Genomic DNA, 19,114 nt, shown 5'->3' with positions numbered 1-19,114 from the left:
GATTCAAGAGGATTGACCATAACCATCGAGGAATGACTGCCAGCCCTGCTGCAGAGATGATGATTCTCCGCCACTGACTTTCACCAGAGATCGATACAGTCTCGAAAGGTTCTGGTCCTTCCAGCCGGCGGCCGAATTCGCTGATTTGATAGCGCCTTTATCGAAATCGATCAGGAAAAATTTATCGTCACGAACCAGGACATTGAAACAATTCAGATCCGCGTGCATAACGCCGGCATCATGAAATTTTCGAACCGTGCTGCCAAGAGATGCCCAAGCCTGCCTGCCCATCGCCTCAAGCAACTCAGCCAAAGGCGTTGTGCCCTCAAGCTCCTCAATTATAATAGCCGCACGATATTGTATTGGTGAGAGCTTCCGGTACCAGGCTGCAACAGGGCGAGGCACCGGGAGCCCCAGACCTATCAACTGGCTCAGTAATCGGAACTCAGCAAAGGAACGCACCTCCGACTCGCGGATATACCCATAAGAGCTCTGAGACACTTTAGCCATCCACCCGCCGCGGCGATACTGTCTGAGCACCAACTTGTCCTCTCCGGCTTGCAAAAACCAGGCACCTCCCCGACCACCACTGCCGACGGGACGGGCATTCTGCCCCCAATAGGCGGGATCAAACCAGTTGGTCGTAACTCTGCCCTGGTACCTGGGATGGACCAGCATCGCCGCCCCCCTCTCCCGGATACAAATTTCAGACTCAACCATATAGGGTACCCGGTTACCGAAAAAACAAGAGAAAGCGTCACACCTGAGCGTGCTGGGAAGGCCAAGCCCAAGTACGGTAGAATGGCGCACAGTTTACCAACGAGCCCCTCCCGGCTCCACATCCGGCAGCTAAAGATTGGAAACGGACCGTAACTTGATCAACTCCATCTGCATCCTCCGCCTTTCAGCCATTGGCGACGTTACCCACGTAATCCCCGTTGTACTGAGTCTTCAGGAGCAATTGCCCGGAGTGAAAATCACCTGGGTGATCGGCAAGATTGAAGCCAAACTCATTGGCGACCTGCCTGGCGTTGAATTCATCATTTTCGACAAGAAAGCCGGCCGAAAGGGCTACGCGGACTTGCGCAACACCCTGAAAACCCGGAAGTTTGATGCACTCCTCCATATGCAGGTGGCATTCAGGGCCAACCTGGCAGCGGCGATGATCCCTGCCAGGGTAAGAGTCGGCTATGACAAGGCGCGCAGCAAGGACCTGCACAGCCTGTTCATTAACCGGCGGATTGCTCCGGCGCCGCAGCAGCATGTGCGGGACTGCCTGGCGAGTTTTCTTGAGCCGTTAGGGCTGAAACCAGCCGCACCAAAATGGAGCATCCCCCTGTCCGATGAAGATCACGAGTTTGCCCGCCGCCAGTTGGCAACGGACCGCAAGAACCTGGTGATCAGCCCCTGCGCCAGTCACACCCTTCGCAACTGGCCGGCGGAACGCTATGCAAGGTTGGCCGATCACGCAATCCGTGTTCATGGAATGAAGGTGATTCTGGTGGGCAGCCCGGCACCTTTTGAGGCGGAATTCTGTTCTGCGATAGAGAACGCCATGGAAGAGCAGGTCCATAACATCTGCGGCAAGGATACATTGAAACAACTGGCTGCGCTGCTAGGCCATGCCGACCTGGCTGTGGCTCCGGATACCGGCCCGGCCCACATTGCCAGTGCGATGGGTACTGATGTGCTCGGCATTTATGCGGCGAGCAATCCTTATCGTTCGGGACCGTACAACTCGCTTGAATGGTGTGTTAATCGGTACCCCGAAGCACTGGAGCGGTTCACCGGTAAATCCGTCGACGAGGCTCGCTGGGGGGCCAAGGCGGAATTTGAGGGGGCGATGGAGATGGTTTCTGTGGAGGATGTTACCGGGATGTTGGATCGGTGGGTTGAGGCACAGGGTAGGAAGTAGTTGGCGCCGGATTTGGGGTTCGGCGCCGGGTTGGGTTGTCGCGTTACGCTCATTGTCGGATTACGGCCCTTTGGGCCTAATCCGACCTACGGGTAGAGAGACCGTTATTTGCGAGCGGTGTAGTCCTGGTAGGACTTTTCTTCTACGAAGCGGGAGCCCAGGGCCAGGTTGACATCTTTTTTGATGGCGGCGCGCTTGTCGTTGGTCACGTAAACAGCGCGGGCCAGCTCAATGAACCTGGGGCCAAAATCCTGGGCAGCTTCCTGGTCGCGGATGTCGTCTTCGATTTCCCAGAGTTCCTCGTTAACGGCTTTCAGCTGCTTGCGCAGATCCGCAATGGCAGCCTGATCCTGAACAGCTTCATCCCACGTGGCGCTCAGCTCATCCAGTTCAAGACGAACGTTTTTGACCTTCTCCGGGTCTGCAATCCGTTCGGATTTGATCTCCAGGATGGTGATCTTGTCCAGCACTTCGCCGAAGGAGACCGGCACTTTGATAACGTCTGCCATTTGCTCTTCCTGCAGGTGTTGTTAATGGAACACGGGATTAGCCGTTAACCGGTGTCAGCCACTGTGAGTGGGCTTCGCTCTTGCCCTTCACCGCGTCGAAATACATGCCCTGCAACTTCTCGGTCAGCGGGCCCCGCTTGCCAGCGCCGATCACACGGCCATCCAGTTCACGGATCGGCAGTACTTCGGCCGCAGTACCCGTGAAGAAGGCTTCGTCTGCGATATAGACCTCATCCCGGGTAATGCGGCGCTCTTTTACCGGAATGTTGAGCTCTTTGGCGAAATCCAGAATGGTCTGACGGGTAATGCCTTCCAGGCAGGAGGTCAGCTCCGGTGTATGCAGAACGCCATCACGCATGATGAAAATATTCTCGCCAGAGCCTTCCGCCACGTAACCCTCGTTATCCAGCAACAGGGCCTCTTCACAGCCACTGGCGATGGCTTCATTCAGGGCCAGCATGGAATTGATGTAGTTACCGTTGGCCTTCGCCTTACACATGGTGATGTTGACGTGGTGCCGGGTGTAGGAGGATGTCCGAACCTTGATGCCCAGTTCCTTGGCTTCCGGCGACATGTAGGACGGCCAGCTCCACGCCGCCACCATTACGTGTACCTTCAGGTTGTCGGCACGCAGGCCCATGCCTTCGGAGCCCAGAAACACCATCGGGCGCAGGTAGGCCTCATCCAGGTTGTTTTCCCTTACCGCGGCACATTGCGCGGCATTCAGCTCGTCCTTGCTGAATGGCATGGTCATATTCAGGATATGGGCGGAGCGGAACAGACGGTCGGTATGTTCTTTCAGGCGGAAAATCGCTGCGCCCTTCTCGGTGCTATAAGCACGCACACCCTCGAAACAGCCCAGGCCGTAGTGCAGTGTGTGGGTCAGCACGTGGGTTTTGGCTTCCCGCCAGGGAACCATTTCACCATCCAGCCAGATGAAGCCATCACGATCAGCCATCGACATTGTTTCTGCTCCTAAAGCGCTCTTATTCGGGAAACCGGCATTCTAGCAGGAAATCCCGGGCTTACGAAGAGGTACAACCACTCTTACATCACCCCAGCATTATCTGATTCCACATACTCTGGATGTAGTCACGCTCCTCGGGAAAGGCATCCCCCGCCACCTGACTGTTCAGGTTCTGCAGTGCCCGTCGGTGGATGGTGGATCGCAGGGTTATGAAGGCCTCTCGCAGCTTCTCGGTGTCCTCTACCGGCAAAACCCCGGCCCGGCCCAGCTCTTCCATCTGGCGGATGTTATCGGACCATTGGGTCAGTTCCGGATGCTCCGAGCACCAGGCCAGCATCAGGTACTGCACCATGAACTCGATATCGATAATGCCGCCGAAATCGTGCTTGATGTGAAAAACCTCGGGCTCCTTGCCCTCAACCCGGGGAGTGCCCAGTGCCGAGCGCATTTTCTCACGCATGCTGACCACGTCCTCCCGTAATTTGTTCCGGTCCCGTTGTTGGCACAGTATGTCATGGCGCAGCTTTTCAAAAGCCTCCAGTGTTTCCGCGCAGCCGGCCACACCACGGGCACGAGCCAGCGCCTGATGCTCCCAGGTCCAGGCGTCATTGCGCTGGTACTTCTCGAAGGCAGACAGGGTACTCACCAGCAGCCCCGAACTTCCGGACGGTCGCAGGCGCATGTCCACTTCATAGAGCTGGCCCGATGGTGTCTGGGTATTGAGGATGTGAACAATACGCTGGCCCAGCCGCGTGTAGAACACCGCGTTGTCGATGGGCTTGTCGCCGTCCGTCGACTGCTCCGGGTCCGCATCATGGATAAACACCAGGTCCAGGTCCGAGGTGTAACCCAGCTCGATACCGCCCAGCTTGCCATAACCGATAATGGCAAAATCGGTGTCACAGGCGGATCCATCCTTGCGCAGGGGGTAGCCATGGCGGCTGACCAGGTTGGCAAAGGCAACATCCACCACATGATCCAGCACCACTTCGGCAATCCAGGTCAGGTAGTCGCTGACTTTCATCAATGGCAGTGTTTCCCGGATCTCCGAGGCGGCCACCCGCAAGATGTGCGCCTTCTTGAAATGCCGCAGGGTTTCCATCTGCTCCTCAAGATCCTCGAAAGGAATACGCAGCATCTGCTGACGCAGGTCATCCTGGAGTTCGGTTTTCGCCGGGGGGCTGTACAGGCTCTCAGCGTTCAGGAGTTCGTCCAGCAGCAGAGGCGTTTCCGCCAGCTGGCTGGCGATCCAGGGGCTCTCGCTGCACAGCCGGACCAACTGGGCACGCGCCCCCGGATTCTCCATGAGGAGCACCATGTAGGCGGTTCTGCGCAGGATCGCCTCTACCAGCTGCAGAACCCGAGACAATGTCTGGGAGGGGCCGTCCACGTGAGTGAGCGCTTCCAGAAGCACCGGCATGAACTTGTTGAGCCTTTGACGGCCCTGGGTTTGCAGCGTTTGCAGGGTGCGAGTCTCACGCAGGTCACTCAGGGCTGAATAACTGCCTTCCGGATCTTCAAACCCATGCTCGCTGAGCCAGGCTGTCGCGGCTTCCCTGTCCATTTCCCCCAACCAGAGTTCCTGCCATCCTTCATCGAGCACTGCGGCTTCGTTTTCTTCATCTTCGATGGCAATAATATCTGCAAAGTGGGTAGCCACTCTCTCGCGATGCCTGTCCAACTCAGCTGCGCAGGACGCCCAGTCATCAAACCCCATGATCAGTGCGACCCGGGCCCGGGCCAGATCATTATCCGGCAGCAGCTGTGTCTGCTTGTCTTCCATACCCTGAAGGGCGTGCTCCATATTGCGAAGGAAAATATAAGCATCCCTCAGCTCTTTAACTACCCGTGACGGCAGGAGCTCCAGCTCCTCGAGCTCCTTGAGAATCACCAGCAGTTCCCGCTGCTGAAGCTCCCGATCACGGCCGCCCCGGATCAGCTGAAAAGCCTGAACCACAAACTCGATTTCCCGGATGCCGCCGTTGCCAAGTTTGATGTTATTTTCAAGACCCTTGCGGCGCACTTCCCGGCTGATCATCGACTTCATACTGCGCAGGGACTCGAACGCACTGAAATCGATGTACTTGCGGTAAACAAAGGGCTTTAGACTGTCCATCAACACCTGACCGGCGCCCTGATCCCCGGCCACGACCCGGGCCTTGACCATGGCATAACGCTCCCAGTCCCGGCCCTGGTCCTGGTAATAGGTCTCCAGCGCGGCAAAGCTCAGGGCCAGCGCCCCACTCTGCCCGTAGGGACGCAGACGCATATCCACGCGGAACACAAATCCGTCTGCAGTGATCTGGTCCAGGGCCTGGATCAGCCTCTGCCCCAGGCGAATGAAAAACTGCTGATTATCAATGGAACGTCGCCCGCCGCGGGTTTCCCCTTTCCCCGGAAACGCAAAGATCAGATCAATATCAGAAGACACATTGAGCTCGTGGCCACCCAGCTTGCCCATGCCCAGCACAATCAGCGGCTGCGGACCGTCTTCTCCCGTAGCCGGATTCAGGCCCCATGGCGTTCCCAACTGCTCGCAGGTATCGTCGTACAACCAGTCCAGAGCGCCCTGGATGCTGATATCGGCGAAGTCGCTGGTCGCTGCGATGGTTTCCGCCATACTGGCCCAGCGCATCAGGTCCCGCCAGATGATCCGGAACTGAATTTCCATCCGGAAGCGCCGCAAGGCAACATGAAGGCTGCTTTCGTCCTCCACCCCGGCCAGAAATTCCTGCCAGCGCTGGCGCAGATAATCGGCGGTGGTAGGCTCTGTCAGCGGTCGGGATCGGCACAAGGACTCCACCTGCTCCCGATGACGCTCCAGCACTTGCCGCAGGAACAGACTACGGGCAATGGCCTGAGCGACGTCTTCATCGGATACGCCTCCAGGGGCATGCAGGAAACCTGGCACGCCTTCCGGGAAAACCGAACTCCAGACGCCAGCGACTTCATTCGCCAACACCGTCGGTAGTGAGCGCCAAGGCTCGGACATAATGCAAACCCCTGTGTCTCTGTTATATTTCACGTACTGTATAACGAACTCCTCCCCGACTGAACAGCCGTAAGGACACCGATGCAGAGGAATCGCCGGCCGCTGAACCCGGAACATCAACTCTCCCACCTGCCAATGTCCGGGATTATCAAGGCACGAATCAAACGGCTTTTCTTGATTCTGGGAGGCCTGCTGATTACTCAGATAATGATCATCTGGGCGGCGGAAGACCTCTCACTGTTTGAATCCACGTGGATGACCATGACCACCCTGGTAACCGTGGGCTACGGTGATTTCGCACCAGAAACCTATGTTGGCAGAATCAGCACCATTGTGGTGATGTTCGTTTCCGCCATCACCCTGCTAACGCTGATCGTCAGTGATTACATCGAATACCGGTTCTACCGCCGGGAACGAATCTTAACCGGACGCTGGGTATATGCCATGAAAGACCACATTGTCATTATCAACACACCAAAGACCGGTGGCGAACAGTACTTTTCCCGCTTTGCCTCCCAGATTCGCGCAGTGCCGAGCTATGAAACCGTTCCCATCATGATACTCACACGGCACTTCACCAACGGTCTTCCCACGGAACTGTCCGACAACGGTCTGGTGCACTTCCACGGTTCCGGTAGCGACCCCGCAGCACTCAAGGCAGTCCACGCCGGCAGCGCGCGACACATCATCGTGCTGGCTGCCGACGAGGCCGACCCGTCATCAGACAGCCTGACCTTCGACATAGCCCATCGCTTGAGTGAGTCCAACCTGGGCCAGAAAGTCACTGTTGAATGCGTTCGGGATGAGAACCGTGACCGTTTTACAGCGGTAGGGGTTCGCACAGTGATCAGACCGGTCCGGACCTATCCGGAAATCATGGTGCGCTCAGTTGTGGCGCCAGGGTCGGAAAAGGTCCTGGAGGACCTGTTTAACTACCAGCACGACCATCCCCACCGCTACGAGATCGACCTTGACGACCTGACCTGGGCGGACATTGTCAGCGCGCTTATCCGCCACGGGATCGGCACGGCACTGGCCTACATTGATGACAACAACGACGTTATCTGTCACCCCCCAACCGACCAGGAAATTGAAGGCAAAGGACTGATTGTACTTGTAAAATCCAGCGAAACGCCCGATGTGGGCGTGGTCGAGGAAGCCCTGGCCCGCTATCGCGAATTCATAAAGAAATGGCATGACCTCCAGGACCAGGCAGCAGAAGAGGAAGCTATCGCAGAAAGGGCCGAAAACCGGTAACCAGGCAGCATGAACGCTAGCCTGCAGCAATGGCGAGCTGAAGCTGCCCGAGCTCCCTGTGTGAAACCATGTCGCTGACAGGCGTACCATTAACCAGAGCGCGCACCACTCGATGGTAAAGCTCACTGACGCCACGCTCATCAGCCAACCGGCCAATGTTGCCGAGTGCTTCCTCATCAACAGGAGCGGGAGAACCGGTCAGCCAGGACACACTCAGCGCAAACAGGAACTCATTCACTGCCAGCTCTGGCTCCTCCCCTGCATCCGGAGCCGGGTGATAAAGGCCAGCCAGGTAATACCCCTGTTCTGCCTTACTGATCAGATTCAGGAAAACCGGCACCTCGTCCGCCAACCGCCTTGCCCAGGCGAGCAATGCCGCCGCATCCCCGGACTTGAGTTCAAATTCAATCTCGTTCAGCAGACGCGACCTGCCTTCAACTGCAATCTCACCAGAATCGATAGCCACTTCAATCAGAGTGTCTCCCTGCTCAATCATAACCACGCGGCGCTCGAAGTTAGTCTCGAATACCGGTTGCAGCTCGGCAAGGTTCACGCTCTGGCCTACAGGCGTATCCGCGATCAATCCCATATTGAGTGTTGTGCCAATCAGCGGCCACTCCCACTCCTGCCGGCGGTGAGCCCCGTCCACAAATTCCCCGCGGGTTTTCAGGGTCTGAATGTACCTGTCACCCATCTTGCGGATTCTCAGCGCAATCTTCTGCCTGTTGAGGTCACCGTCCGGTGTATCAAAGTAGGTGTTGCCTAACTGCAGAGTCTCTGACTGGCGGGTATTTGGCTGGCCTGATAACCAGTCGATGGCCCGGTCGAGATCCGACTGCGCCACGCTGAGCTTGATTTCCAGTTCCTGGGCCATTGCCTCTCCTGACGTGGGAAATTTGGTATCAGCATACATAAAAAAACCGGCAGCCCGAAGGCCACCGGTTTTCGACTACTTGGTGACTAGCTGATTAGCTGATCAGAAGTAGTAAACAGCACCAACAGAGGCGATGGAGCGCTCGTCAGTAACAGCGTCGTTACCCATTGAGTCTGTGTACTCGTACACATCGTCACCGCCGCCCAGGTAGCCTTCGAAATAGACATACATGTGGTCAGAGATGTTGTGCAGAGCCTGCAGGGTAATGGTGCTGGTTTCGGTATCTGCGGCATCATCAGCAGTCTCAAGCTCATAAGACAGCGCAAACTGGTTCGCGCCGAGCGAGTAAACGCCCATGACACCGAACAGGTCAGCGGACTCATCACGAGTATGATACTCACCGGTCAGGCGCAGGTTATCCAAATTGTAGCTGGCACGCAGACCGTAGGTGTTTTCGTTATTGCCATCGCTTGTGTCGTTGGAGTCAATGGCAGCAGCCAGTTCCAGAGCGTCCATTTCATAAACGGCAGCAAGCTGGTACGGATAGGATTTTTCGCTTCCTGCTCCAGCTTTAGTGTCATTGTCGCCGTTAAACTGAACAGCTGCCCACAGGCTCAGACCACCGAAAGACGGTGACATATACTGAATGAGATCGCCTTCGCCAGTGGTGTAGTCCGGACCAATGCTCAGGGTTGCGACTTCATAGTACTGAGCAATTTCGTCAACGGCACGCTCGTAGGTGGAGTCGTCAGAGCCGACCCAAACCTGACCGAAGCTGTCGCCCTTCACACCAATGTAGGCTTCGTCCAGACCGTCAATGCCATTGCTGGCACTTTTGTCGTCAGCGTTGATGCCTTCAAGTTCGATCTTCAGGAAGCCAGTGATCCCCGGAGCAATCTCGTGGTCGTGCTTAACCCCGATGGTCGTGCCGTTGTCGAAATGCTCTACGGAAGAAGGACCACCGTCGAAGTTGTCATGGGCGATGGCGTACTGGATGTTGCCGTAAACGGTCGGCATTGAATCCATGCGTGCTGCCAGCTCGGAGGCTGTAGCTGTAGTCTGTGCCAGCGCGCTGCCAGAGAATGTAGCGGCTGCAATAGCAGATGCGATGAGCGTCTTTTTCATGTTGCGTCTTCCTTTTTGAGTTAACTCAGGTTTTAGCGACGGGTTTGATTCCCGCTCTTCAGACTTCACCAGTCGGGCTGGTTGAGCCCTATTCTGTGTACTTACCATGTCAGTTTTGTGACATAGCAATAACAATTCGTTTTTCTTCTTTTGCGCAGAGACCCAGCTTTACAGACTGACGGGCCTTTGCATGTCAGCCACTTACAGCTTTCTTTTGAAGCTATGAGTAACAAACCTTTTGTAATGCAATGAACTCTCATTTGCAAATTTTTAATCAGTGCTTTTTAGCTTAATTCGATTCAAAAACTCGAGTAATTATATCCACGCGCGAATAGCCGCACCCTGATACGCTCCCCTTTCAAATCCGGGGCCAGAATACAACCATCCCTTTATAATCAGCAGGTTAAAAAACACCCCCTAACCCTGAATGGCCTGCACCGCGCCCACACCAGAGATGCCCTGCACCCTCACAGATCACTACCCCGCCAGGCGCGCTAAATCAGTGCATCTACCTATGCCCTTGCCAACACCCCCCCAACCTCAAGAAGAAAAGTAACGGGTCCGTCATTCTCCAGAACCACTTTCATATCGGCACCAAACTGCCCCCGACCGACAGACGCCTTTCCCAGGCACTGCTCTGACGCCACCAGAAACTCCTGGAACAGCGCTTCAGCATGATCGGGGGGTGCGGCCGCAGAAAAACCTGGGCGCGTGCCTGAACGGGTATCGGCAGCAAGGGTGAACTGAGGTACTACGAGGAGAGAGCCGCCATGATCAAGCAGGCTGCAATTCATCCGTCCCTGGTCATCGGGAAACACCCGGTAATTAATCACTTTCCGGCAGAGTTTTTTCGCGGTTTCGGAAGTATCCGTCTTCTCAACACCAAGCAACAGCAGAAGCCCCGAGTTGATTTCAGAGATTTTCTCACTTTCGACGCTAACGCTGGCGTAAGTAACTCGCTGTATCAGCCCTTTCATTGAATTCCCTGCGGAAGGACTTAAAAGATCGAGCGGAGTTTATCCATGCAGCCCCTCAGTCGCAACCCCTCTTCGGAGGTATTTCCTCGCTTTGTGAGAAGCGTCTATTCGCCGTTGCCGTCAAGCCGTGCAGCCACCTCGTCAATGCCATGCATCAAGGCGTCAATGATCGCCGGCTCCGACGCCGAATGGCCCGCATCCCGAATGATTCTCAGGTCTGCTTCGGGCCAGACTTCACTGAGGGCAAGGGCGTTGTCCAGGGGGCAGACCATGTCGTAACGGCCATGCACAATGATACCCGGGATATCCTTCAGGGCCCCCGCATCGCGAATAATCTGATTGTCTTCCAGAAACGCGTTGTTCATGAAGTAGTGGCACTCAATACGAGCCAGGGCAATCGCCACATGGGGGTGGCCGAAATGCTCGACCACCCGCGGGTTCGGGTGAAGCGTGGCACACCGCCCCTCCCAGATGGACCAGGCTTTTGCAGCCTGGATCTGCTCAAGCTCATTGGTGCTTGTGAGACGTCGATAGTAGGCGGACACCAGATCACCCCGCTCACTCTCCGGAATCGGCGCAACGAAGTCTCGCCAGTAATCGGGAAATACCCTGCTCGCACCCTCCTGGTAGAACCAGTGGATGTCCCTGGGGCGACACAGAAAGATCCCCCTCAACACCAGCCCAAGCACCCTGTCCGGGTGTGACTGGGCGTAAACCAGACTCAGAGTGGAACCCCAACTGCCCCCGAAGAGAATCCATTGGGTGATGCCGAGAAATGACCGGACAGTTTCCATGTCCTCCACCAGCTTTTGAGTAGTGTTTCCTTCGAACTCCGCCAACGGAGTTGAGCGACCGGCCCCGCGCTGATCCATGAGGATGATCCGGTAGCGTTCGGCATCAAAAAAGCGACGGTAATAGTCCTCGCACCCGCCACCGGGACCACCGTGGACAACCAGAACAGGGATACCATCCGGATTGCCGCTTTCTTCCACATAGAGTTCATGGGGAGGGTCCACCGCAAGACGGTGTCGGGCATTAGGCTTGATTTCAGGATAGAGGGTGAGCATAAGACGCTCCGGAAAAAGGATGTAACCGGAGTTTAGCTGAACTGAACGAAAAAGGGACAGATCACATCTGCCCCTTTCTCTACAGCCTGTTGCAGATTACTTCTTGTGGGCGCGCTTGCGCTCGTTTTCGGTAAGCAGCTTCTTGCGCAGACGGACCGACTTCGGCGTTACCTCCACCAGCTCGTCTTCATCGATGAACTCCAGCGCCTGCTCAAGGGTAAACTTGATGGGCGGCACCAGAGCGATCACTTCCTCTTTGCCAGAGGCGCGCATGTTGTCCAGCTTCTTGCCCTTGGTGGGGTTTACCACCAGGTCGTTATCACGGCTGTGAATGCCGCACAGCTGACCTTCGTAAACTTCCTGCCCCGGATCCAGGAACAGCTTGCCGCGGCTCTGGAGCGTTTCCAGCGAGTAGGTGAGCGCGGTACCGGTTGCCATTGATACCAGCACGCCGTTCTGACGGCTGGTCATGTCACCGCTCTTGATCGGGCCGTAATGACTGAATGTGGAAGTCAGGATGCCCGAGCCGGATGTCATGGTCAGGAAGGAGTTACGGAACCCGATCAGGCCCCGCGCAGGTATCGTATACTCAAGACGCATACGCCCTTTACCGTCCGGCACCATATTGGTCAGCTCACCCTTGCGGAAGCCCATCTGGTCCATCAGGGCTCCCTGGTGCTGCTCCTCAATGTCAATAATGACGTTCTCGTAGGGCTCCTGCTTTACTCCGTCAATCTCGCGGATGACCACTTCCGGACGACCCACCGCCAGCTCGAAGTTTTCCCGGCGCATGTTTTCGATCAGTACCGAGAGGTGCAACTCACCGCGGCCGGACACTTTGAACTTGTCGGCGGAATCACCTTCTTCAACGCGCAAAGCGACGTTGTGCAGCAGCTCCTTTTCCAGCCGCTCCTTGATGTTGCGACTGGTGACGAACTTGCCTTCCCGGCCACAGAACGGAGAGTCGTTGACCTGGAAGGTCATGGAGACCGTTGGCTCGTCCACCGTCAGCGGAGGCAGGGCCTCTACATTGGCTTGATCGCACAGGGTATCGGATATGTGCAGCTCATCCATACCACTTACGCAAACGATGTCACCCGCTTGCGCCTCGTCGACCTCAACACGCTGCAGGCCGGAGTGCCCCATGATTTTGAGGATGCGGCCCTGGCGCTTCTTGCCATCAGCACTGATAGCTGTCACCGGGGAATTGGTTTTGATCTTGCCGCGCCTGATGCGGCCGATGCCGATAACGCCCAGGAAGCTGTTGTAGTCCAGCTGGGAAATCTGCATCTGGAACGGGCCGTCGCGATCAACGGTCGGTGCCGGCACGTGGTCAACGATGGCCTGGAAAACCGCATCCATATTATCGTCCAGCTTCTCGTGATCCATTCCAGCAATGCCGTTAAGGGCACTGGCAAAGACGATCGGGAAGTCGAGCTGCTCATCGCTGGCACCGAGGTTGTCGAACAGGTCGAACACCTGATCCACCACCCAGTCCGGGCGTGCACCCGGACGGTCGATCTTGTTTACCACCACAATCGGGTGCAGACCGGCGTCAAAGGCCTTCTGGGTAACAAAACGGGTCTGTGGCATTGGGCCGTCGATGGAATCGACCACCAGCAGCACACAGTCCACCATGCTCATCACGCGCTCCACTTCGCCGCCGAAGTCGGCGTGGCCCGGCGTGTCGACAATGTTAATGTCGTAGTCGTGCCATTTCAGCGCGGTGTTTTTGGCCAGGATGGTGATCCCGCGTTCCTTTTCCTGGTCATTGGAATCCATGACGCGCTCATTTTCGAGCTCTTTGCGGTCCAGAGTACCGGACTGACGCAACAACTGGTCTACCAGCGTGGTTTTGCCATGGTCGACGTGGGCGATGATGGCGATATTACGAAGTTTATCAATCACAACTATAATCCTGCAGCATGTACTGAAATGACCTGAGAGGTCTTCAGCAGGCGAAGCGCCCCTTACATGCCGTCTCAAATCCGTAAAATGAATTTCATTTGCCAGGCCGGGCAGCCTGGATGCACCCTATCACCCGTTCGGTATCATTACCGAAAGGCCGGGGCAAAAATGAAGTGGCGCGCAGTATATAGCAAAGTCCCTCATGTTTATATGAACATTAATGCCTATTGGAACAACCGGCCAGACGCACCATTTTGATGCATTTTCTTGCTTGCCGCCCCATTTTAACGCACCACTGCAGGGCAGCTCGGCATGCGCCCACCCCTGCATCGCTCCAAAACAGCCCGAAAACCGCATAATTGCGCTCTTGTGGAGCACAAAAACAAAACTGGCAAGGCTATTGCTTTATCGTAATCAGCCGAATTTGCAGGTAACTCGGAACAGCTTTTGATAAGCTGCTCAACCTGAAAGAAAGATCGGGAGTCAGCACCGCTGAACGATCCGGCAACAACGTACACAGAAATTGCCCGCCCTGCGGGTTAACTGACGGAGCTTGCACAATGTCCAAGACGATTGATCTGATCAAGGAACACGAAGTCAAATGGGTCGACATGCGATTCACTGACAGCCGCGGCAAAGAGCAGCATGTAACGCTGCCTGCAACCGAGGTAGACGAGGACTTCTTCGCTGACGGCAAAATGTTCGACGGCTCGTCCATCTCTGGCTGGAAGGGCATTAACGAATCCGACATGATTCTGATGCCGGTAGACGAAACCTCTGTTCTTGATCCGTTCACGGAAGAAACCACCATTAACATCACCTGCGACATTGTGGAGCCTTCCACCATGCAGGGTTATGAGCGCGATCCGCGCTCGGTTGCCAAGCGTGCTGAAGAATACCTGAAGTCCACTGGTATCGCAGACGGAGCACTGTTCGGCCCTGAGCCGGAATTCTTCGTATTCGACTCTGCCAGGTGGAAGGTCGATATGCAGGGCGCCATGTACGAATTGCACTCTGAAGAAGCAGCCTGGGTATCCGGCGAAGAGTTCGATCGCAACAACATCGGTCACCGCCCGGGCGTGAAAGGTGGCTACTTCCCGGTTCCGCCGGTAGACAGCCTGCACGACCTGCGTGGCGCCATGTGTGCGGCCATGGAGTCCATGGGTCTGGAAATTGAGGTGCACCACCACGAAGTGGGCACTGCCGGCCAGTGTGAAATCGGCGTTGGCGCCAACACTCTCACCCGCAAGGCTGACGAAGTTCAGATCCTGAAGTACTGTGTGCACAACGTTGCCCACGCCTACGGCAAAACAGCCACATTCATGCCCAAGCCGGTCGTTGGTGACAACGGCTCCGGTATGCACGTACACATGTCCCTGAACAAGGATGGCAAGAACCTGTTCGCGGGCGACGGTTACGCCGGTCTGAGTGAAATGGCCATTTACTACATTGGCGGTATTATCAAGCATTCCAAGGCTATCAACGCCTTCACGAACGCCTCCACCAACAGCTACAAGCGTCTGGTTCCGGGCTTCGAGGCACCAGTCATGCTGGCATACTCAGCCCGCAACCGTTCTGCGTCCATCCGTATTCCGTACGTGAACAGCCCGAAGGGCCGTCGCATCGAAGTTCGCTTCCCCGACGCCTCCGCCAACCCGTACCTGGCTTTCGCAGCCCTTATGATGGCCGGCCTTGACGGCATCCAGAACAAGATCCACCCGGGCGATGCCATGGACAAGGATCTGTACGATCTGCCAAAGGAAGAAGCCCTGAACATCCCGACCGTTGCCGAGACTTTCCAGGAAGCCCTGGACTGCCTCGAGGCAGACCACGAGTTCCTGACCCGTGGCGGCGTATTCACCGAAGACATGATCGGCGGCTACATTGATCTGAAGCGTGGCGAAGTTGAAAAGCTCAACATGACCACACACCCGGTCGAGTTCGAGCTGTACTATTCATGCTAATCACGTCCTGCTAGGGCGCCGTACGGCCCAGCAGTCAGAAGAGCCCCGCCCCGTGCGGGGCTTTTTTGTGTCGGAAATCACAATGCCGTACCACCCTTAACGGAATGTAACCCGGCGCACAAGGAATGGCGTTGAAATACACAGGTGTGACGCTGATAATCAGGTAAAACAACAGACAGGTTGTATCTATGAAATCACGGCTCGTATTCGTCGCAGGTATCCTCACGCTCATCGCCCAACCTCTTTCCGCAGAGGTGTATCGCCAGGTCGATTCCCAGGGCAATGTCACCTATACCGACGAGCCTGTAGAAGGCACCGAAGCAGAAGAGATCAAGGTCAAACCGGTAACAACCGTCACCCTGCCGAAGCTTGAAGCTGTCCAGGAAACGGAACAACTCAGGCAGAAAGTGCAGGAGGAAGGCGCCGCCTACGACAGCGTCACTTTTCTTGCGCCTGGCGATGAAGAAGCCTTCCATAGCGGTAGTGGTGATGTGGAATTTCAGGTTACCAGTTCACCGTCCCTGCGGGACAATCACAAATACGAAGTCACCCTTGATGGGCAGCCCGTCGGCCAGAGCGAATCAGGAACCGTTATGGTGCGAAACGTGTATCGTGGCACTCACGACGCTGGCGTTAACATTGTAGACAGCAATGGAGTCACCATTAAAAGCGGCGAAACCATCACCTTCACTATCCACCGGCCCAGTGTCAAAAACTGAAGCACCTTACTGAAGCTATACACCCTGCCCAGAAGAACGCCTGAAGTCCATGACCACCTCACCCTGATGTGGTCACTCCTCACATTATGCTGCGCACTATTTTAGTGCGCCCGCACCACAAAGCAGCCATACTCTGATCATTCGCAGGGCGTCCAGCTGGCGTTCTGACGGGCACAATACGACTTATGCACTACACAACAGCGCATTTACGGGCTGTTGAGCCCTAATGCCCGCAAAATGCGCAAATGCAACGCTGCAATCATCCAATGTGGTTCGCTTTTTGCAAAACCGCAGGAGTACCAAGCGTTGCCGACCAGAAGGGATGGAAGCATGGCAATACCGGCCGGATATAAAAGCATACTGGACAGCCTGACTACAGCGGTGATCGTGCTGAAGGACGGCCTGCAGATCCAGTATCTCAATCCGGCCGCCGAGAGCCTGTTTGAAACCAGCATAACGCGCAGCCAGGGGGGCCCGATCAACGACATTCTCATCGATTCGGAGGATGCCCTCAAAACCCTTTACGCAGCAGCCGAAAACGGGCAGTCGTACACCCGCCGCGAAGCCGAGTTCGTACTCACAAGCGGCCTACGGCTCACTGTTGACTACTCGGTATCTCCCATCAGTCTGGATCCTACCGAACTGCTTATTGAGATCCAGCCACGGGATCGACTGCTGCGCATCAGCCGGGAAGAAGACATTATCTCTCAGCAGGAGACCACAAGGATCCTGGTACGAGGCATGGCCCACGAGATCAAGAATCCCCTGGGCGGCATTCGGGGCGCAGCCCAGCTACTGGACCGGGAGCTGACCAGTGAAGACCAGAGAGAATACACCCAGGTCATTATTGCAGAAGCCGATCGCCTCCGGTCCCTGGTGGACAGAATGCTTGGCCCCAACAAGGCGCCGAAACTGGCCCCCACCAACATTCATGAAGTGCTTGAACGAGTAAAGACGTTACTGGAAGCCGAGAGCCGCGGCCGTATCAATTTCCGCCGCGACTATGATCCCAGCCTTCCGGAGTTCCAGGGTGACAAAGAGCAGTTGATCCAGGCCTTTCTCAACATCGCCCGCAACGCCATGGAAGCCGCTTTCGAAAATCAGGCGGAGATGACCGGCGGCGAACAGCCCACCATCACCTTCCGGACCCGCGCTCTCCGGCAGTTCACCATTGGCCATAAACGACACCGGCTGGTTTGCCGCGTGGACGTAATCGACAACGGACCGGGCATACCACCGGATCTGCTGCAAAACGTTTTCTACCCGATGATCAGCGGGCGGGCGAGCGGAACAGGCCTTGGCCTGTCCATTACCCAAAGCATCATCGGGCAACATCACGGGCTGGTTGAATGTGAAAGCCAGCCCGGTGAAACCGACTTCATCATCTTCCTGCCCCTGGAGGACAATCAATGAGCCAACCGGCAAACGTCTGGATAATTGACGACGACCGCAGTATTCGCTGGGTGCTGGAACGCGCCCTGAACCAGGCCGGTATGCAGCCCCGGGTCTTTGAAAGTGGCGAAAGCATCATGATGCGGCTGGAACACGAACAGCCTGACGCCATCATCAGTGATATCCGCATGCCCGGCGTCGACGGCATCACCCTGCTGTCCCAGATTGTCGACGCGCATCCCGACTTGCCGGTGATTATCATGACCGCCCACTCCGACCTGGAAAGCGCGGTAACCAGCTACCAGACCGGTGCCTTTGAATACCTGCCCAAGCCTTTTGATGTGGATGATGCCGTGGCCCTCGTCAAGCGGGCGGTGGCTCACAGCCATGAACGCCGGGCCACGTCAGAGCCCCAGGCAGAGAGCTCACAGCGCAACACCGAAATCATCGGTGAGGCACCGGCCATGCAGGAGGTATTCAGGGCCATCGGCCGCCTGTCCCACTCCAACATCACCGTCCTGATCAACGGCGAAAGTGGCACCGGCAAGGAACTGGTAGCACAGGCCCTTCACAATCACAGCCCCAGGGCCACCCGCCCGTTTATCGCGCTGAACATGGCCGCCATTCCCAAGGATCTGATTGAGTCAGAGCTGTTCGGACATGAGAAAGGTGCCTTCACAGGCGCCGCGGCGGCGCGACAGGGGCGATTCGAGCAAGCCAACGGCGGCACCCTGTTCCTGGACGAAATCGGCGATATGCCTGCCGATACCCAGACAAGGTTGCTGAGGGTACTGGCAGATGGCGAGTTCTACCGGGTAGGCGGCACCACGCCTATCAAGGTGGACGTGCGCATCATCGCAGCAACACACCAGGACCTCGAAAAACTTGTTCAGGCGGGCACCTTCCGGGAAGACCTGTTTCATCGTCTGAACGTAATCAGGGTGCATCTGCCAAAACTGGCAGAACGCCGGGAAGACATTCCCCGCTTGATGGAACACTTCCTTAAGCGCGCGGCCAAGGAACTGGCGGTGGAAACCAAACTGCTACGCCCAGAAGCGGAAGAATACCTCACCACCCTGCCCTGGCCCGGCAACGTCCGCCAGTTGGAAAACACCTGCCGCTGGCTGACCGTAATGGCCAGTGGCCGTGAGGTTCATATCGATGACCTGCCACCCGAGCTCATGCAACAGGCAGAAGCTCCCGCCACCGGCCAGACCTGGCAGGAGGGCCTGCGTAACTGGGCCGAACAGGAATTGAAGCGCGGACACAAGGGCATTCTTGACACAGCCGTGCCGGAGTTCGAACGCATCATGATTGAAACCGCGCTGAAGCACACCGGCGGGCGCCGGCGGGATGCTTCCATTCTGCTGGGTTGGGGGCGGAACACGCTGACGCGGAAGATTAATGAGCTGGGGATGGATCATCCGGAGGGGGAGGAAGACTGAGTC

At 56.4% G+C, this 19,114-nt stretch carries 15 protein-coding genes; 6 read left to right on the top strand and 9 right to left on the bottom strand.

Going from position 1 to position 19,114, the window contains the following annotated elements; translation table 11 throughout:
• Positions 1-3 precede the first annotated feature (3 nt).
• On the bottom strand, positions 4-720 hold the full coding sequence (locus tag QPM17_RS19510; RefSeq protein ID WP_285393041.1) for a 3-deoxy-D-manno-octulosonic acid kinase: 717 nt from the start codon (positions 718-720) through the stop codon (positions 4-6).
• Between the two features lie 157 nt (positions 721-877).
• On the opposite strand from QPM17_RS19510, the gene QPM17_RS19505 reads away from it, so the two are divergent.
• A complete protein-coding gene (locus QPM17_RS19505; RefSeq protein ID WP_285393209.1) occupies positions 878-1,915 on the top strand; it encodes a glycosyltransferase family 9 protein in 1,038 nt (345 codons plus the stop codon).
• A gap of 104 nt (positions 1,916-2,019) precedes the next feature.
• On the opposite strand, the gene QPM17_RS19500 is transcribed toward QPM17_RS19505, so the two are convergent.
• The 3 genes from QPM17_RS19500 to glnE all read right to left on the bottom strand — a co-directional run bounded on the left by QPM17_RS19500 (position 2,020) and on the right by glnE (position 6,383).
• Complete coding sequence (locus tag QPM17_RS19500; protein ID WP_285393039.1) at positions 2,020-2,424, bottom strand: DUF6165 family protein; 405 nt, start codon at positions 2,422-2,424, stop codon at positions 2,020-2,022.
• Positions 2,425-2,461: 37 nt separating this feature from the next.
• On the bottom strand, positions 2,462-3,388 hold the full coding sequence (locus tag QPM17_RS19495) for a branched-chain amino acid transaminase (RefSeq protein ID WP_285393038.1): 927 nt from the start codon (positions 3,386-3,388) through the stop codon (positions 2,462-2,464).
• An 88-nt stretch (positions 3,389-3,476) separates the two neighbouring features.
• The gene (gene glnE, locus QPM17_RS19490; protein ID WP_285393036.1) at positions 3,477-6,383 is read right to left on the bottom strand and encodes a bifunctional [glutamate--ammonia ligase]-adenylyl-L-tyrosine phosphorylase/[glutamate--ammonia-ligase] adenylyltransferase; all 2,907 of its coding nucleotides are present in this window, start codon (positions 6,381-6,383) and stop codon (positions 3,477-3,479) included.
• An 81-nt stretch (positions 6,384-6,464) separates the two neighbouring features.
• On the opposite strand from glnE, the gene QPM17_RS19485 reads away from it, so the two are divergent.
• The gene (locus tag QPM17_RS19485) at positions 6,465-7,640 is read left to right on the top strand and encodes an ion channel (protein WP_285393035.1); all 1,176 of its coding nucleotides are present in this window, start codon (positions 6,465-6,467) and stop codon (positions 7,638-7,640) included.
• Between the two features lie 16 nt (positions 7,641-7,656).
• On the opposite strand, the gene QPM17_RS19480 is transcribed toward QPM17_RS19485, so the two are convergent.
• From QPM17_RS19480 to typA, 5 genes are all read right to left on the bottom strand, one after another.
• Positions 7,657-8,514, bottom strand: a complete 858-nt coding sequence (locus tag QPM17_RS19480; protein ID WP_285393033.1) for a CYTH domain-containing protein — start codon at positions 8,512-8,514, stop codon at positions 7,657-7,659.
• Between the two features lie 102 nt (positions 8,515-8,616).
• Positions 8,617-9,639, bottom strand: coding sequence for a porin (locus tag QPM17_RS19475; protein WP_285393031.1), 1,023 nt, complete (start codon positions 9,637-9,639; stop codon positions 8,617-8,619).
• Between the two features lie 512 nt (positions 9,640-10,151).
• Positions 10,152-10,616: a D-aminoacyl-tRNA deacylase gene (gene dtd / locus QPM17_RS19470; protein ID WP_285393029.1), complete on the bottom strand. Its 465-nt coding sequence runs from the start codon at positions 10,614-10,616 to the stop codon at positions 10,152-10,154.
• A gap of 104 nt (positions 10,617-10,720) precedes the next feature.
• Positions 10,721-11,683 (bottom strand): prolyl aminopeptidase, encoded by a 963-nt coding sequence (gene pip / locus QPM17_RS19465; protein ID WP_285393027.1) that lies wholly within the window; start codon positions 11,681-11,683, stop codon positions 10,721-10,723.
• Between the two features lie 96 nt (positions 11,684-11,779).
• The gene (typA, locus tag QPM17_RS19460; RefSeq protein WP_285393026.1) at positions 11,780-13,591 is read right to left on the bottom strand and encodes a translational GTPase TypA; all 1,812 of its coding nucleotides are present in this window, start codon (positions 13,589-13,591) and stop codon (positions 11,780-11,782) included.
• Positions 13,592-14,151: 560 nt separating this feature from the next.
• On the opposite strand from typA, the gene glnA reads away from it, so the two are divergent.
• From glnA to ntrC, 4 genes are all read left to right on the top strand, one after another.
• A complete protein-coding gene (gene glnA / locus QPM17_RS19455) occupies positions 14,152-15,555 on the top strand; it encodes a glutamate--ammonia ligase (RefSeq protein ID WP_285393024.1) in 1,404 nt (467 codons plus the stop codon).
• 188 nt (positions 15,556-15,743) lie between these two features.
• The gene (locus QPM17_RS19450; protein WP_285393022.1) at positions 15,744-16,274 is read left to right on the top strand and encodes a DUF4124 domain-containing protein; all 531 of its coding nucleotides are present in this window, start codon (positions 15,744-15,746) and stop codon (positions 16,272-16,274) included.
• A gap of 330 nt (positions 16,275-16,604) precedes the next feature.
• Positions 16,605-17,687: a nitrogen regulation protein NR(II) gene (gene glnL / locus QPM17_RS19445; protein WP_285393021.1), complete on the top strand. Its 1,083-nt coding sequence runs from the start codon at positions 16,605-16,607 to the stop codon at positions 17,685-17,687.
• The gene (gene ntrC / locus QPM17_RS19440) at positions 17,684-19,111 is read left to right on the top strand and encodes a nitrogen regulation protein NR(I) (RefSeq protein WP_285393019.1); all 1,428 of its coding nucleotides are present in this window, start codon (positions 17,684-17,686) and stop codon (positions 19,109-19,111) included. Before glnL ends, ntrC begins: the two co-directional genes overlap by 4 nt.
• The last annotated feature ends 3 nt before the right edge of the window (positions 19,112-19,114 follow it).

Origin of the sequence: Marinobacter azerbaijanicus (assembly GCF_030250645.1) — a bacterium.
In the GTDB taxonomy this organism is placed as follows: Bacteria; Pseudomonadota; Gammaproteobacteria; order Pseudomonadales; family Oleiphilaceae; genus Marinobacter; species Marinobacter azerbaijanicus.
The sequence above is the reverse complement of the archived record's forward strand: the minus strand, read 5'-3'. Positions and strand labels throughout refer to the sequence as shown.

What these genes read in the sequence shown, in the direction of transcription:
- glnL (WP_285393021.1), top strand. Translation starts at nt 16,605, where the DNA reads ATGGCAATACCGGCCGGATATAAAAGCATACTGGACAGCCTGACTACA.
- dtd (WP_285393029.1), bottom strand. Translation starts at nt 10,616, where the DNA reads ATGAAAGGGCTGATACAGCGAGTTACTTACGCCAGCGTTAGCGTCGAA.
- QPM17_RS19450 (WP_285393022.1), top strand. Translation starts at nt 15,744, where the DNA reads ATGAAATCACGGCTCGTATTCGTCGCAGGTATCCTCACGCTCATCGCC.
- QPM17_RS19485 (WP_285393035.1), top strand. Translation starts at nt 6,465, where the DNA reads ATGCAGAGGAATCGCCGGCCGCTGAACCCGGAACATCAACTCTCCCAC.
- QPM17_RS19500 (WP_285393039.1), bottom strand. Translation starts at nt 2,424, where the DNA reads ATGGCAGACGTTATCAAAGTGCCGGTCTCCTTCGGCGAAGTGCTGGAC.
- glnE (WP_285393036.1), bottom strand. Translation starts at nt 6,383, where the DNA reads ATGTCCGAGCCTTGGCGCTCACTACCGACGGTGTTGGCGAATGAAGTC.
- QPM17_RS19475 (WP_285393031.1), bottom strand. Translation starts at nt 9,639, where the DNA reads ATGAAAAAGACGCTCATCGCATCTGCTATTGCAGCCGCTACATTCTCT.
- glnA (WP_285393024.1), top strand. Translation starts at nt 14,152, where the DNA reads ATGTCCAAGACGATTGATCTGATCAAGGAACACGAAGTCAAATGGGTC.
- QPM17_RS19495 (WP_285393038.1), bottom strand. Translation starts at nt 3,388, where the DNA reads ATGTCGATGGCTGATCGTGATGGCTTCATCTGGCTGGATGGTGAAATG.
- QPM17_RS19480 (WP_285393033.1), bottom strand. Translation starts at nt 8,514, where the DNA reads ATGGCCCAGGAACTGGAAATCAAGCTCAGCGTGGCGCAGTCGGATCTC.
- ntrC (WP_285393019.1), top strand. Translation starts at nt 17,684, where the DNA reads ATGAGCCAACCGGCAAACGTCTGGATAATTGACGACGACCGCAGTATT.
- pip (WP_285393027.1), bottom strand. Translation starts at nt 11,683, where the DNA reads ATGCTCACCCTCTATCCTGAAATCAAGCCTAATGCCCGACACCGTCTT.
- QPM17_RS19510 (WP_285393041.1), bottom strand. Translation starts at nt 720, where the DNA reads ATGGTTGAGTCTGAAATTTGTATCCGGGAGAGGGGGGCGGCGATGCTG.